Here is a 14450-nt window from a genome sequence, read left to right as displayed (position 1 = left end):
GTTAAGGTGTCGCTCGCGCTTACGCAACGCCGCTGCACGGTTGCCGCTTCGCTGAGCCCCTGGCTGTCGGCTGGAGGGATCTTGAAGGCACACTGGGCGGTCGGTAACAAAAACCGATGCGTTCGCCGAGCTTCTATACGGCATCATGTTCCCCTATTGGCGGTATTGCGTGGGCGTTACGCCCACCTCGCGTTTGAACACCTGTGAGAAATGGCTGTGACTGCTATACCCAACCTCCAGGCCTACATCGATGATGCTCTGATCGGTCTCGAGGAGAAGCTGCCGGGCCCGAGCCATCCTCAACCTGATGAAGAACTGCAAGGGTGAATATCCGGCGGCTTTTTTGAACATTCGGCTGAAGTGGCATTCACTCATCCCGGCAACCTCGGCCAACTGCCTTAAATTGAAGTCCCTTGCCAGATCGGCTTCCATGGCCGCCAGCACGCGCCGAAACTTGTACGCAGGGAGAGCGTTGCGGCGTGGGCGATCGTCCGCTGAGCTATCCAGGTAATTGCGGGCAAGGTAGACGGCGATGCATTGGGCCAGACCCTGCAAATACAGCGGGCTCGCGCCACGTCCCATGAGTTCCAGCCGAACCTGCTCCAGCAGTACCGACAGTCCTTCGTCACGCCCGCCTGACACTTCCCGCAGGCGAACGGCCTCGACAGGCCCGCCCAGTATTTCATGGATGGCTTTTTCCAGGAGCGGGACACCGAGATAGATGTGCATGACTTCAAAGTCGTCTGCGCTGGAGACGTTCCAACGCATCTCATACGGTTGCGCCGAAGTGGTCAAAAAGAAATCGCCTTTAGCAACTTCGCTGGTTTCCCATTGGCCCCCAAGCTCACGTTCCTGTACGGCAGCGTTTCCCGAAATGATCCAGACCAGCAAGGGTTCGGCCACCGCTGGGACGATGAAGTTACCTTCCTCACGTTCCCGGTTGAAAATCTGCACCAAGATGTCCCGGTCGGCCAGCACGTCCGAAGCGGCAATTCGCTTGCCCCGGATGTGTGCCTCCAAACCATGGGCAGAAGTCCGCTCTGTCACATCCATGGTCATATTGTCCTCCCTCTTTTTTGGCGAGTGCGCAGGATAAAAGCTGCCTCGCTTCCTGGGTGCCGTACTGACAGGTACAGGTTCAAGGCGGACAGAGTGCGGTGTATTTCACCTGATCTGGTCACGGCAGTGAGAACACACTCTGGACGCAACGGCAGGGCTTTCAGGGTTCAGAGTCACGACAAAGCCGGAATGTCTCCATTCCGGCTTGCGCTTCAACGTTCGGGGTATAAAACCATCCCGGCGTGGTACAACACATTGTTGCGAAACTCACCATCAGCGGTAAATCCAGTGTCATCGACATACTCGATGTGATCACCCTCCAACCAATAGCGGCCTTGGTAAGCACTTGCTTGCCGACCGCGTGCTTCGTCGTAGCGGCCCCCGGGCAAGAGTTCATGGCGGATCCGACCGTCAGCCGTCACCCACATGCCAACGTATGTGTTCTGGTTTCCATATGGCTTGCCCATCTCTGTTCCTCGCTATCGTCAATAGAGCATCAGAATGGACTCGCGGTTGGACGCACGATCAGCTCGCTGACGTCGACATCCGCTGGCTGCTCGACCGCGTAGGCAATCGCACGGGCAATGGCCGCAGCGGGAATCGCGATCTTGCGGAACTCCCTCATCTCCGTGCGTCCGCCTTCATCCGAAATGCTGTCGGCCAGCTCCGATTCGGTAACGCCTGGTGCAATCACCGTGACTCGAATATCACCCCCGACCTCTTGACGCAGACCTTCGGAAATTGCCCGGACGGCATATTTGGTGGCGCAGTACACCGCAGCGGTAGGGCTCACGGCGTAGGCACCAATTGAGGCGATATTGATGATCTGGCCAGCACGCTGCTGTTGCATGAGCGGCAGCGTTGCAGCAATACCGTGTAGTACGCCGCGAATGTTCACGTCGATCATCCGGTTCCACTCATTGACCTTCAACGCTTCCAGTTTCGAGAGTGGCATTACGCCGGCATTGTTGATGAGTACGTCGACGCGACCATGCAATTCGACAGCGAAATCGATGAAGGACTGCATGTCGTCCAGGCTGGTGACGTCCAGTGCCAGCACGTCAGCGGTACCGCCTGCTGAACGAATGTCATCGGCCAGGGCTTCAAGGCGGTCGGTACGGCGGGCCCCCAGAACGACGCGAGCGCCTTTGCTGGCGAGCAGGCGGGCTGTGGCTTCGCCGATACCACTGCTGGCGCCTGTAATCACGATGACTTTGTGTTCGATGCCGTGCATTTTTCTCACTCCTGTTCCTGGTTTCAGAGGCACCTGCTGAACGGCAGGTGTTAAGGCAAGAGTAAGAATCCTGGGGGGAACAGCGTTATGTGATTCCTGCGACGGTCATGCACGATCCTGCATGATTGATCTGCGACTTATGTCAGCCCTTTGCCCGATCCTGGACTGTCTGAGGGCTGCACGAACCGGATACAACTTTTCTATTTATTCGAACATAAATGCCGAAACTAACCGGCTATTAAGCAAAGGCGTATGGAGCCACACTCTCACCCGAACTGCTGCAGTCGTACTGGCGTTGTTCAGTGTTCTCACCGCAGCGATTTTCCACAGCGCGCTGGCCGACCAGGCCCAGTTCATCCATTTCTTCAAGAACATCGCGATGGCCGGTGGCTTGCTTCAGATCGTGGCTTTTGGTGCAGGCCGCTTCAGCTTGGACGCCCGTCGTCAGTAGTCGAAGTGCAGCGCCACAGAGCATCTGGGGCATCATCACCTTACCAATGGGAAAACTTATGAAAGCTATCCAAGTGGCACAGTACGGTCAGGTTCAGGGGTTGGAACTCAAAGATGTCCCAGATTTGATGCCCAATGACGACCAGGTTTTAATCAATGTCGCGGGGAGTGGAGTCAACCCGATTGACTGGAAGATCCTCTCAGGGGCAATGAAGCAATTCATCCCATTGTCTTTGCCCTATACGCCGGGGGTCGAGGTTGCCGGTACCGTTGCAGCGGTTGGCAAAAATGTCCAAGGGTTTGTTGTGGGGGATGAGGTATTCGGTTTCATAGGCATAGTCGGTGGCTACGCGACTCAGGCCGTGGCAGCCGCCGACAGGCTTGCGCATAAGCCCGCCGGCCTGCCGCTCCTCCACGCCAGTGGCATTCCTGCTGCAGCGCTTACCGCCTGGCAAGCACTGCATGAACACGCCAACCTACAGTCGGGTCAAACAGTGTTGATTCACGGGGCTGCGGGAGGCGTAGGAAGTTTCGCCGTACAGCTGGCTCGCCTGGCCGGTGCCTATGTATTGACAACGGCCTCGGCCGGCAACCGAGACTACCTGAATTCACTCGGGGCACAGCAGGTCATTGACTATACCGCGCAACGGTTCGAAGACGTGGCTGAAGAGATCGATGTTGTTCTCGACCTGGTAGGAGGAGAAACGCAAGACCGTTCATGGACGATTGTCAAACGAGGAGGTGTACTTGTATCTACCGTCAGCCCACCCGACCCGCAGAAGGCGCGTGAACACGACGTTGTCGGCAAACATTTCGCTACCCGTTCGGACGGGCGCCAGTTAGCACAGATCGCGCAATTGATTGCTGAGGAGAAGTTGCGCGTCGAGGTTGAGGTGATGCCACTTTCCAAGGTGACCGACGCTATAACGCTGAGCTCAGGGGGGCATACCCGCGGCAAACGTGTCCTGGATGTCAATCGTTGAACAGCGGTTAACTGTATTAGGCTTTTTATGAAAAGCCTAGAAAAGGGATGCCTGCTCCTGGCTGAAGCCTCGTCCCCGAGATACCTCGCCGCAGGAATGTGCAAAATCATCGCAGGAAACCCATAACGGGTTCATTACCGCCGCCTTAATCTGAGCCCAAGCAGCAAGCGAACCCACTGCTGCTGCCGGCCATCAGAGCGACCAAGCCTGGAAGCATACAGGCATCAACGTCACGCTTTGCACTGACAACCGGCAACGAATCCATCGCTAATTTCGGAGTCGCTGTCATGAAAAATGTTAACAAAATGATGATTGGAGTCGCCTTAACTGTTCTGAGCGCAAGTTCGATGGCGCTTCCAGCCAAAGAGCAAGGCAACTGGACCCATAAACCTTGCAAATACCTGTGTTCACCAATCCTGGTCGAGGACGGTGCAGACCGACTCAATGGCCGTCGGGTTGCCGAGGACGGTGCAGACCGACTCAATGGCCGTCGGGTTGCCGAGGACGGTGCAGACCGACTCAACGACCGGCGTGTAGCCGAGGACGGTTCGGACCGAGTCATCAATGCCTGATGTGCCTGGGCTGCGCCAAAAGCCCGGAAAACCGGGCTTTTGGCAGATCAAATGATCCATTCGGCATCTACCCAAATGGATGCGAACCCACCTATCCTCTGCAATCGGGACAGCCGAACGGGGAGGTAACGGTAGTGAGTGATCTGGACAATGAGCTGACACGCCTCAGGGCCGAACTGGCATCAGCGATGCAACGTTTTGCTCCGACATACGGCGTCTATCAAACGGCGATTGATCCGTTGCATTTCATACGAAGCGACACGCCAACAGACGTCATCCATACGGTTCATAAACCGGGATTGTGCATAATTGTACAGGGCCGGAAACAGATCCAGTTGTGGGATGAAAGCTATACCTACGATCAACTGAACTATCTGGTTGTCTCTGTGACACTGCCTCTGGCTGGGCAAGTGACCGAGGCCTCTCCAGAGAGGCCCTACTTCTGCATTCGCCTGGATATCGACCCGGCAGAAATCGCTCAGCTGATTGCCGACGTCAGCCCGATCGGCGTACCCAGCCAGCCATCTCGTCGCGGCCTCTATCTGGACAGGATTGATACCCCATTGCTTGATGCCATGTTGCGACTGGTACGTCTGTTGGATGTGCCCTCCGATATCCCGGCATTGGCTCCGCTGGCCCTCAGGGAAATATTCTACCGGTTGCTCAAAGGCCAGCAGGGCCAGCGATTACATGAGATAGCCATCAACGACAGCCAGACCCACCGGGTGACAAGAGCTATCGAATGGTTGAACAACAACTATGCGCAGCCGCTGCACATCGATGAGTTGGCGAGCTATGTCAATTTGAGTAATTCCACGCTTCACCACCGATTCAAGGCAATCACCGCGATGAGCCCGTTGCAGTACCAGAAACAACTGCGCCTGCAGCACGCACGAAGGTTGATGATTTCAGAAGGGCTGGATGTTTCCACGGCCGGGTTCACGGTGGGCTATGAGAGCCCGTCACAGTTCAGCAGAGAATACAGCCGGATGTTCGGAGCCCCTCCAAGCAAGGACATCGCAAAGATTCGATCGATGGGATGAGTTGCAAGGTGGAACGGGCATGCAAAGAGGCTCCCCCTATGCCCCGCAAGCAAGTAAAGGGGGGCAGCGTAGGGGTATTGATACCGGTCGGGCCTATGCGTCAGCCCTCAGCAGTCTCGCTGTGCGCCAGGATCAATAACTTGTCAGTTTCGATCATTGAGCCCTTTCAAACGGCTGTTTAATGTCGCTGACAGACAAACGACGGGGCCCGCCACCCAGTGAGGTGCCCGCAATCCGTGATCACGCCACCAGGGGACCTTTCCATGGCCGCCGACCGCTACCCGCACCTGCTTGCCCCGCTGGACCTGGGCTTTACCACCTTGCGCAATCGCACCCTGATGGGCTCGATGCACACTGGCCTTGAAGAGCGCCCCGGCGGCTTCGAGCGCATGGCTGCATACTTTGCCGAGCGCGCCCGCGGTGGCGTTGGCCTGATGGTCACTGGCGGCATTGCGCCCAATGATGAAGGCGGGGTGTATTCCGGTGCGGCAAAGCTCAGCACCGAGGAAGAGGCCGACAAGCACCGCATCGTCACCGAGGCGGTGCACGCCGCTGGTGGCAAGATCTGCCTGCAGATCCTGCACGCCGGGCGCTACGCCTACAGCCCACGGCAGGTGGCACCTAGCGCGATCCAGGCGCCGATCAACCCGTTCAAGCCCAAGGCGCTGGACGAGGAGGGTATCGAGAAGCAGATTGCCGACTTCGTCAATTGTGCCGTGCTGGCCCAGCGTGCCGGTTACGACGGTGTCGAGATCATGGGTTCGGAAGGCTACTTCATCAACCAGTTCCTCGCCGCGCACACCAACCACCGCACCGACCGCTGGGGCGGCAGTTATGAAAACCGCATGCGCCTGGCAGTGGAAATCGTCAGCCGGGTACGCGGTGCGGTAGGGCCTAACTTCATCATCATCTTCCGCCTGTCGATGCTCGACCTGGTCGAGGGGGGCAGCACCTGGGACGAGATCGAGCTGCTGGCCAAGGCCATCGAGCAGGCCGGCGCTACCTTGATCAACACCGGAATCGGCTGGCACGAGGCGCGCATTCCGACCATCGCCACCAAAGTGCCGCGTGCGGCCTTCAGCAAAGTCACCGCCAAGTTGCGCGGCGTGGTGAGCATTCCGCTGATCACCACCAACCGCATCAACACCCCGGAAGTGGCCGAGGCGGTGCTGGCCGAGGGCGATGCGGACATGGTCTCGATGGCCCGACCGTTTCTCGCCGACCCGGACTTCGTCAACAAGGCCGCTGCCGGTCGCGCGGATGAAATCAACACCTGCATCGGCTGCAACCAGGCCTGCCTGGACCATACCTTCGGCGGCAAGCTGACCAGTTGCCTGGTCAACCCGCGGGCCTGCCACGAGACCGAACTCAACTACCTGCCTGTACGAACGGTGAAGCGCATTGCCGTGGTCGGCGCCGGCCCGGCTGGCCTGGCGGCGGCCACCGTGGCGGCCGAGCGGGGCCACGCGGTGACCCTGTTTGACGCCGCCAGCGAAATCGGCGGCCAGTTCAACGTGGCCAAGCGGGTGCCGGGCAAGGAAGAATTCTTTGAAACGCTGCGTTACTTCCGCAACAAGGTCAAAAGCACGGGCGTCGACCTGCGCCTGAATACCCGCGTGGATGTGCAGGCACTGGTGGGCGGCGGCTTTGATGAAGTCATCCTGGCTACCGGCATCGCCCCGCGTACCCCGGACATCGCGGGCGTGGAGCATGCCAAGGTGCTCAGCTACCTGGACGTGCTGCTCGAGCGCAAGCCTGTGGGCAAGTCGGTGGCCGTGATTGGCGCGGGAGGTATCGGCTTCGATGTGTCCGAGTACCTGGTACATGAGGGCGTGGCCACCAGCCAGGACCGAGCGGCATTCTGGAAAGAGTGGGGCATCGATACCCACCTTCAGGCGCGAGGTGGTGTGGCCGGGATCAAGGCCGAGCCGCATGCCCCGGCGCGGCAGGTGTACCTGTTGCAGCGCAAGAAATCCAAGGTGGGCGACGGTCTCGGCAAGACGACCGGCTGGATTCACCGCACCGGGTTGAAGAACAAGGGGGTGCAGATGCTCAACAGCGTCGAGTATCTGGGTATCGACGATGCCGGCCTGCACATTCGTGTGGACGGCGGCGAGCCGCAGGTGCTGGCGGTGGATAACGTGGTGATCTGTGCCGGGCAAGATCCGCTGCGCGAGCTGCAGGAAGGGCTGGTGGCGGCGGGGCAGTCGGTGCACCTGATTGGTGGCGCGGATGTGGCGGCCGAGCTGGATGCCAAGCGGGCGATCAACCAAGGCTCGCGGTTGGCGGCTGAACTCTGAGGGCGTCGGGGCTGCGTGAGCCCGATACCTGCACGGTAACCGGAGGGAGCGGGCATGCCCGCGAATTCGATGGCGGTGGCAACGGTGAACGGCGGGTGGAATTTGGCCAGCAGGCCCGGCCCTTTCGCGGGTGAACCCGCTCCTACGACGGTCTATACCGGGCCGTCGATGCCTGTGTCGAACCACTGATGCGCGTCCACCCTGGCACTGTGATGCCTCGGCGGGGGCGACTCATCGATTACAAGCGCTTGCGGGATTACCCTGTAAACTGCGATCCATGCATGTATTCGACCTCCCCCCAGCCCCCCTGCAGTTTCTGAACTTGCCCTGGCTGGAACAAGCCCAGGTCCAGGCCGCCATTCTGCGCCTGGACCTGATCGACCCGCTGATCAGCGGCAACAAGTGGTTCAAACTACGCCACCACCTGCAACAGGCCGGCGCCAGCAATGCTCCAGGCCTGATCAGCCTCGGCGGTAACCATTCCAACCATCTGCACGCCTTGGCCGCTGCCGGCAAGCGTTTCGGCTTCGCCACCGTCGGCCTGTTACGCGGCCATGCCCAGGACACGCCAACCGTGCGTGACCTGCAGGCGCTGGGCATGGAACTGCATTGGCTAGGCTACGGCGGCTACCGTGCGCGCAACGAGCCAGGATTCTGGGCCCCCTGGCAGGCCCGCTACCCAGGCTGGCACTGTATCCCCGAAGGGGGCGGCGGGCTGGCCGGTGCGCAGGGCTGCGCGCTGATCATGCAGCAGGCGCGCGCGCAGATCGCGGGATTGGGCTGGTCGGACCATGACGCCTGGTGGCTGGCTGCCGGAACGGGGACTACCTTGGCCGGCCTTGTACTGGCCGAGGCGGGTGCACATGCCGTACATGGCGCGCTGGCAGTGCCCAGGGATCATGGGGTGCCGGAGACGGTGGCAGCACTGGCCGGCACGCACGGCTACCAGCTACACGACGCCTGCCGTGGCGGTTTCGGGAAGTTCGACGATGAGCTACTGACGTTCATCGCCGACTGCGAGCAGCGCACTGGCGTGCCGCTCGAAGCCCTCTATACCGGCAAGGCTCTGCTGGCCTTGCGTGATCAGGTCGCTGCCGGGCTGTTCAAGCCCGGCAGCCGCCTGATCTTCGTACACACGGGTGGCCTGCAGGGGCGACGCGGTTACTTGTAGGGCAGCATGCGCAACAGCGTGTTGTCGCGCTGCACATAGTGGTGGTAAAGCCCGGCCAGTGCATGCAGGCCGATCAGCCAGTAGCCCCAGCTGCCAATACGCTCATGCCAGCCTTTGATGAACTTGGCCTGGTCCGGGTTCGGGCCGATCAGATGGGGCAGCTCCAGGCCAAAGAACGGCACCGGTTTGTCGGCGGCACTGAGGATCAGCCAGCCGGCCAGCGGCAGGCCGATCATCATCAGGTACAGTGCCAGGTGCATCAGGTGCGCCAGGCCGGTCTGCCAGGCCGGTGGTTTGGGCACGATGGGCGGAGTCGGGCGGCTCAGGCGCATGGCCAGGCGCAGCCAGACCAGCACGAACACGCTGAGCCCGAGCATGAAGTGCAGGTCCTTCATCAGGTTGCGTTCGGCGCTGTCCTTGGGGAACAGGCCACGCAGTTCGATGAGGGCATAGACAGCGGCCAGCAGCACCAGCATCAGCCAATGCAGGGCGATGGACAGGCGCGCGTAATGGGTGGTGGTGGGGGATGAAACCATGATTGGTCCTCGTCATCAGGTCTGAATGGCGCTCTTGCTGGCGCTCAGGAGTCATTTTAATGGCTACCGGAAACAGATCTTTGCGCCAGGTCTGTGAAAAATGTGTTGCCAGCCACCGGCCCCTTCGCGGGCCCGCCCGCTCCCACAGGTACTGCACAGTCTTGGAAGCCTGTGCAGTTGGACTGTGGGAGCGGGCGTGCCCGCGAAGGGGCCGGAACAGGCGACATCAGTTACCGGGCAGATACGGCCAGTCATCACCCACCAGAAACACCCGCTCTGCCTCCTGCCAGGCACCATCGGCATCAGGCACCAGTCGTACCAGCAAGTGCGCCGGTGCCTGCTGCTCCAGCACATGCAGCCAGGCTGCAAACTGCTCCGCCTGCCAGCACTCACCTGACTCCACCCTTGCCGGCGCCAGCCAGGCATGCCGCTGCAGCGGCTGCCAACGCTCGCCCTCGGCCATCACCCAGTCCCGCCGACGAAGCCAGCGCCCACGCAAATGTTGCGGGTTGGCGCCCTGCGGCGCCTCGGCATGCCCAGGCCGTGGATAGAACAGGTAACCACCCAGCCACATTTGCGCCTGCACCTGCTCCACCCCTAGCTGCGCCAGCGCCTGACGGCTGTGCGCCCCCTTGGACATGGGCAACTGGTGCCCCGCCAGGTGCGCAAGCTTGGTCCCCAGCCGGTCATGGCAACCTGGCCCCAGCCAGGCATGGGGATCGTGCCCGGCGTCTTCCGGGCCCAGGTACAGCTTGATCGCCAGTTCCAGGTGGTGCACGCCGTCGCGGTCGCGCAGCACCACGTCGAGCTCGCCCAGGGTGTGCCCGCCGTCGCGAATCGCCAGGTTGGCGGCCAGCAGCTCGATGCCTGGCGCCTGGCCCAGGGCAAATTGCCACAGGCGTTCGTAGTAATGCCCCAGGCGCCGGCTGCCCAATTGCGCCAGCCAGGCGCGCAACGGTCGGTCATCGGCATCCAGGGCCCGCAACCATTGTTCAAGGCGTTGCGGCTGCTGCGCCCACAGGCTGCCCGCCAGCGGGTGTCGCTGGGGGCAGGGTGGGGCGCTGAGCAGGGGCGGCGACAACAAGGCCCATGCCAGGTCACGCACGGTGGAGTGCTGCAGTTGTCGGGGCAGGTCGTGAAGCTGGGCGAATGGCGTCATCCTGCGAGCATAGCCGGTTTGCCGCTGCCCGGTGGTTTCGCCCATAATCGGCGCATCGTCACCCGCCGCAGAGCCTTGCAGGAGCCCCATGGAGCAATTTCGCAATATCGGTATCATCGGTCGCCTTGGCAGCTCGCAGGTGCTCGACACCATTCGCCGACTGAAAAAATTCCTCCTCGATCGCCACCTGCACGTGATCCTCGAGGACACCATTGCCGAAGTGCTGCCCGGCCATGGCTTGCAGACGTCCACCCGCAAGCTGCTGGGCGAGGTCTGCGACCTGGTCATCGTGGTCGGCGGCGACGGCAGCCTGCTGGGCGCTGCCCGTGCGCTGGCCCGGCACAACATTCCGGTGCTGGGTATCAACCGTGGCAACCTGGGTTTTCTCACCGACATCCGTCCCGACGAGCTGGAACAGAAGGTCGCCGAAGTGCTCGACGGCCACTACCTGGTAGAAAACCGTTTCCTGCTGCAGGCCGAGGTGCGTCGCCACCACGAGGCCATCGGCCAGGGCGATGCGCTGAACGACGTGGTGCTGCACCCGGGCAAGTCCACGCGCATGATCGAGTTCGAGATCTACATCGACGGCCAGTTCGTCTGCAGCCAGAAGGCCGACGGCCTGATCGTCGCCACCCCCACCGGCTCCACCGCCTATGCGCTGTCGGCCGGTGGCCCGATCATGCACCCCAAGCTCGATGCCATCGTCATCGTGCCGATGTACCCGCACACCTTGTCGGGCCGGCCGATCGTAGTCGACGGCAACAGCGAGCTGAAGATCGTGGTGTCCAAGGACCTGCAGATCTACCCGCAGGTGTCCTGTGACGGTCAGAACCACTTCACCTGTGCCCCCGGCGACACCATCACGGTCAGCAAGAAGCCGCAGAAGCTGCGCCTGATCCACCCGCTGGACCACAATTACTACGAGGTCTGCCGCACCAAACTGGGTTGGGGCAGCCGCCTGGGGAGCAGTGACGACTGATGCTCGATCCGGCGCGAAGTTTTGACATCATCGGCGACGTGCACGGCTGTGCACTGACCCTTGAACGCCTGCTCGACGCCCTCGGATACAAGCGCGTGGCCGGCGTGTGGCGCCACCCGCGACGTCAGGCGCTGTTCCTTGGCGATATCGTCGACCGCGGGCCACGCATTCGCGAGGCGCTGCACATCGTCCACGACATGGTCGAAGCCGGCCAGGCGTTCTGCATCATGGGCAACCACGAATACAATGCCCTGGGCTGGGTCACCCCGGCGCTGCCTGGCAGCGGCAAGGCCTATGTCCGCGAACACACGCCGCGGCATGCCCGGCTGATCGACGAAACCCTGACCCAGTTTGCCCAGCACCCCGGCGATTGGCACGATTTCGTCAACTGGTTCTACCAGCTGCCGTTGTTCATCGACGCCGGACGCTTCCGTCTGGTGCACGCCTGCTGGGACCCGCGGCTGATCGAGCCGCTGCGCCAGCAATACCCCGACGGCCGCATCGATGAACACTTCATCCAGGCCTCGGCGGTCAGTGGCAGTTTTGCCGACACAGTGTGCAACCGCCTGTTGCGCGGTACCGACATGCGCCTGCCGGACGGGCTGACGCTGACCGGCGGCGACGGCCTGACCCGCGCGTTTTTCCGCACCAAGTTCTGGGAAGAAGACCCGAAAACCTACGGTGACATCGTGTTCCAGCCCGATGCCCTGCCCGAGGAAGTGGCCAGCACCCCGCTCAGCCACAGCCAGAAGAACGCCTTGCTGCGCTATGACGAAGACCAGCCGATGCTGTTCGTCGGGCATTACTGGCGCAGCGGCCGCCCGGCACCGATCCGCGCCAACCTGGCCTGCCTGGACTACAGCGCCGTGCTCTACGGCAAGCTGGTCGCCTACCGGCTGGATGATGAAACCCGTATCGACCCACACAAGTTCGTCTGGGTCGACGTCGACCGCCCACAGGCCAACCAATGAACATTATCGAAGTGATGCGCCTGCCGCTGTCGGTCGACCTCAGCGGCTTCGTCCACCTGTTGCAACGCCTGCAGGTGCCGCACCGGGTCAGCGAGGAGGGTGATGCCCAAGTCCTCTGGGCCCCCGACACCCTGGCCGAAGATGTGCTGCAGCTCTACCAGCGCTACCCCGACGGCAACGCCGACCTGCCGGCCACTGCCGACCCTGTAGGGGCGGGGTCACCGGCGAATGCCCCCACACAACCTTCCCTGGCAGCCCAGGCCAAGGCCTGCAAGATCACCACCCTGACCCTGCTGCTGTGCTTCATCGTCGCCGGCCTCACGGGCCTTGGCGACAACTTCACCACCATCAGCTGGTTCACCTTCCTCGACTTCCGTGTCCAGGGCGACTACCTGTACTTCAGCCCGTTGGCGCAAAGCCTGGATGAAGGCCAGTGGTGGCGCCTGGTATCGCCCATGCTACTGCATTTCGGTGTGCTGCACCTGGCCATGAACAGCCTGTGGTACTGGGAGCTGGGCAAACGCATCGAACTGCGCCAGGGCCCGTGGGCGTTGCTGGGCCTGACCCTGCTGTTCAGCCTGGTGTCCAACCTGGCCCAGCACTACACCAGCGGGCCGAGCCTGTTTGGCGGCCTGTCCGGCGTGCTGTACGGCCTGCTCGGGCATATCTGGCTGTACCAGTGGCTGGCGCCCGACCGTTACTTCAACCTGCCCAAGGGCGTGCTGGTGATGATGCTGATCTGGCTGGTGGTATGCCTGACCGGCGTGGTCGGTACGCTCGGCCTTGGCCAGATCGCCAATGCCGCCCACGTCGGCGGGCTGCTCATCGGATGCCTGACCGGGCTCTTGGGTGGGGCGCTGGCCCGGCGTAAACTGTCGGCTTGAATCAGGAGACACTATGTCCACTTTCGCGCAAATGATTGAAAACATCACCCCGGAAATCTACCAGAGCCTGAAACTGGCGGTGGAAATCGGCAAATGGTCCGACGGCCGCAAGCTCACCGCCGAGCAGAAAGAGCTGTCGCTGCAGGCGGTCATCGCCTGGGAGATGAAGAACCTGCCCGAAGACCAGCGCACCGGCTACATGGGCCCACAGGAATGTGCGTCGAAGTCCGCGCCCATCGCCAACATTCTGTTCAAGTCGGACTCGGTACATTGATCGAACTCGCACGTGGCTCGTTGAGCAAGATGGCCGTAAGCCTGCAGGCACCGGTGGTGCAGTACAGCTTTCGCCTGGATGACACCCAGGTGCCGGTCAACCCCATGATCGGCCAGCGCCTGCGCCTGGAATACCTCGGCGCCATTCATTGCAGCCATTGCGGCAAGCGCACCAAGACCAGCTTCAGCCAGGGTTACTGCTACCCGTGCATGACCAAGCTGGCCCAGTGCGACGTGTGCATCATGGCCCCGGAAAAATGCCACTACGACGCCGGCACCTGCCGCGAACCGTCGTGGGGCGAACAGTTCTGCATGACCGACCACGTCGTCTACCTGGCCAATTCGTCGGGGATCAAGGTCGGCATCACCCGTGCAACCCAGCTGCCCACCCGCTGGCTCGACCAGGGCGCCAGCCAGGCGTTGCCGATCATGCGCGTGGCCACCCGGCAGCAATCGGGCCTGGTTGAAGACGTGTTGCGCAGCCAGGTGCCGGACCGGACCAACTGGCGCGCGCTGCTCAAGGGCGATGCCGAGGTGCTCGACCTGCCGGCCATCCGGGAGCAGGTCTTCGAAGCCTGCGCCGACGGCCTGCGCGAGCTGCAGGGGCGCTTTGGCCTGCAGGCGATCCAGCCGCTGCCGGACGCCGAAGTGGTGCAGATGAACTACCCGGTCGAGGCGTACCCGAAGAAGATTACCAGCTTCAACCTCGACAAGGACCCGGTGGCCGAGGGCACGCTGCTGGGCATCAAGGGCCAGTACCTGATCTTCGACACCGGTGTGATCAATATTCGCAAGTACACGGCCTACCAGTTGGCCGTGCTCCAGTAAAAAGGACC

Annotated in this window: 15 protein-coding genes and 1 pseudogene; 10 read left to right on the top strand and 6 right to left on the bottom strand. The window is 61.7% G+C overall.

The features are described 5' to 3' along the window. Positions 1 to 153: 153 nt before the first annotated feature. From AC3RCM_RS19720 to AC3RCM_RS19710, 3 genes are all read right to left on the bottom strand, one after another. Entirely contained in the window at positions 154 to 1059 is a 906-nt protein-coding gene (locus AC3RCM_RS19720; protein WP_104887252.1) for a helix-turn-helix domain-containing protein, read from the bottom strand. A 212-nt stretch (positions 1060 to 1271) separates the two neighbouring features. Next, entirely contained in the window at positions 1272 to 1526 is a 255-nt protein-coding gene (locus AC3RCM_RS19715) for an Atu4866 domain-containing protein (RefSeq protein ID WP_014754027.1), read from the bottom strand. 29 nt (positions 1527 to 1555) lie between these two features. Beyond that, a complete protein-coding gene (locus AC3RCM_RS19710; RefSeq protein ID WP_012053248.1) occupies positions 1556 to 2293 on the bottom strand; it encodes an SDR family oxidoreductase in 738 nt (245 codons plus the stop codon). A 268-nt stretch (positions 2294 to 2561) separates the two neighbouring features. Here AC3RCM_RS19710 and AC3RCM_RS19705 point away from each other — a divergent pair. Both AC3RCM_RS19705 and AC3RCM_RS19700 read left to right on the top strand, forming a co-directional pair. Beyond that, positions 2562 to 2744 (top strand): annotated as a pseudogene (locus AC3RCM_RS19705) (LysR family transcriptional regulator); the annotation flags it as partial. A 58-nt stretch (positions 2745 to 2802) separates the two neighbouring features. Then, positions 2803 to 3726, top strand: a complete 924-nt coding sequence (locus tag AC3RCM_RS19700) for an NADP-dependent oxidoreductase (protein WP_457252164.1) — start codon at positions 2803 to 2805, stop codon at positions 3724 to 3726. A 407-nt stretch (positions 3727 to 4133) separates the two neighbouring features. On the opposite strand, the gene AC3RCM_RS19695 is transcribed toward AC3RCM_RS19700, so the two are convergent. Continuing rightward, entirely contained in the window at positions 4134 to 4358 is a 225-nt protein-coding gene (locus AC3RCM_RS19695; RefSeq protein ID WP_492629090.1) for a hypothetical protein, read from the bottom strand. A 74-nt stretch (positions 4359 to 4432) separates the two neighbouring features. Here AC3RCM_RS19695 and AC3RCM_RS19690 point away from each other — a divergent pair, with 74 nt between their 5' ends. The 3 genes from AC3RCM_RS19690 to AC3RCM_RS19680 all read left to right on the top strand — a co-directional run bounded on the left by AC3RCM_RS19690 (position 4433) and on the right by AC3RCM_RS19680 (position 8812). Next, on the top strand, positions 4433 to 5341 hold the full coding sequence (locus AC3RCM_RS19690; protein ID WP_047604540.1) for an AraC family transcriptional regulator: 909 nt from the start codon (positions 4433 to 4435) through the stop codon (positions 5339 to 5341). A gap of 263 nt (positions 5342 to 5604) precedes the next feature. Then, positions 5605 to 7641: an oxidoreductase gene (locus AC3RCM_RS19685; RefSeq protein ID WP_430758246.1), complete on the top strand. Its 2037-nt coding sequence runs from the start codon at positions 5605 to 5607 to the stop codon at positions 7639 to 7641. Positions 7642 to 7918: 277 nt separating this feature from the next. Continuing rightward, entirely contained in the window at positions 7919 to 8812 is an 894-nt protein-coding gene (locus tag AC3RCM_RS19680) for a 1-aminocyclopropane-1-carboxylate deaminase/D-cysteine desulfhydrase (RefSeq protein ID WP_492629089.1), read from the top strand. On the opposite strand, the gene AC3RCM_RS19675 is transcribed toward AC3RCM_RS19680, so the two are convergent. After that, the gene (locus tag AC3RCM_RS19675; RefSeq protein WP_020193552.1) at positions 8803 to 9348 is read right to left on the bottom strand and encodes a cytochrome b; all 546 of its coding nucleotides are present in this window, start codon (positions 9346 to 9348) and stop codon (positions 8803 to 8805) included. The two genes, AC3RCM_RS19680 and AC3RCM_RS19675, sit on opposite strands and share 10 nt — an antisense overlap. A 226-nt stretch (positions 9349 to 9574) precedes the next feature. Next, positions 9575 to 10597, bottom strand: coding sequence for a DUF1853 family protein (locus tag AC3RCM_RS19670; RefSeq protein WP_104887256.1), 1023 nt, complete (start codon positions 10595 to 10597; stop codon positions 9575 to 9577). On the opposite strand from AC3RCM_RS19670, the gene AC3RCM_RS19665 reads away from it, so the two are divergent. Genes AC3RCM_RS19665 through AC3RCM_RS19645 form a run of 5 tightly spaced genes read left to right on the top strand, consistent with a single transcriptional unit; the run spans position 10596 to position 14442 of the window. Continuing rightward, complete coding sequence (locus tag AC3RCM_RS19665; protein ID WP_003247220.1) at positions 10596 to 11486, top strand: NAD(+) kinase; 891 nt, start codon at positions 10596 to 10598, stop codon at positions 11484 to 11486. The genes AC3RCM_RS19670 and AC3RCM_RS19665 overlap by 2 nt on opposite strands. Continuing rightward, a complete protein-coding gene (locus AC3RCM_RS19660) occupies positions 11486 to 12457 on the top strand; it encodes a metallophosphoesterase (RefSeq protein WP_010953024.1) in 972 nt (323 codons plus the stop codon). The genes AC3RCM_RS19665 and AC3RCM_RS19660 overlap by 1 nt, the downstream gene beginning before the upstream one ends. Next, positions 12454 to 13341, top strand: a complete 888-nt coding sequence (locus AC3RCM_RS19655; protein WP_020193768.1) for a rhomboid family intramembrane serine protease — start codon at positions 12454 to 12456, stop codon at positions 13339 to 13341. The genes AC3RCM_RS19660 and AC3RCM_RS19655 overlap by 4 nt, the downstream gene beginning before the upstream one ends. Positions 13342 to 13354: 13 nt before the next feature. Next, complete coding sequence (locus AC3RCM_RS19650) at positions 13355 to 13615, top strand: YeaC family protein (protein ID WP_003247224.1); 261 nt, start codon at positions 13355 to 13357, stop codon at positions 13613 to 13615. Next, on the top strand, positions 13612 to 14442 hold the full coding sequence (locus AC3RCM_RS19645; RefSeq protein WP_064492366.1) for a DUF2797 domain-containing protein: 831 nt from the start codon (positions 13612 to 13614) through the stop codon (positions 14440 to 14442). Before AC3RCM_RS19650 ends, AC3RCM_RS19645 begins: the two co-directional genes overlap by 4 nt. Positions 14443 to 14450 lie beyond the last annotated feature (8 nt).

The sequence above is a fragment of the Pseudomonas sp. GW823-FHT05G12 genome (assembly GCF_058795575.1).
This window is presented reverse-complemented; position numbering and strand designations above follow the sequence as displayed.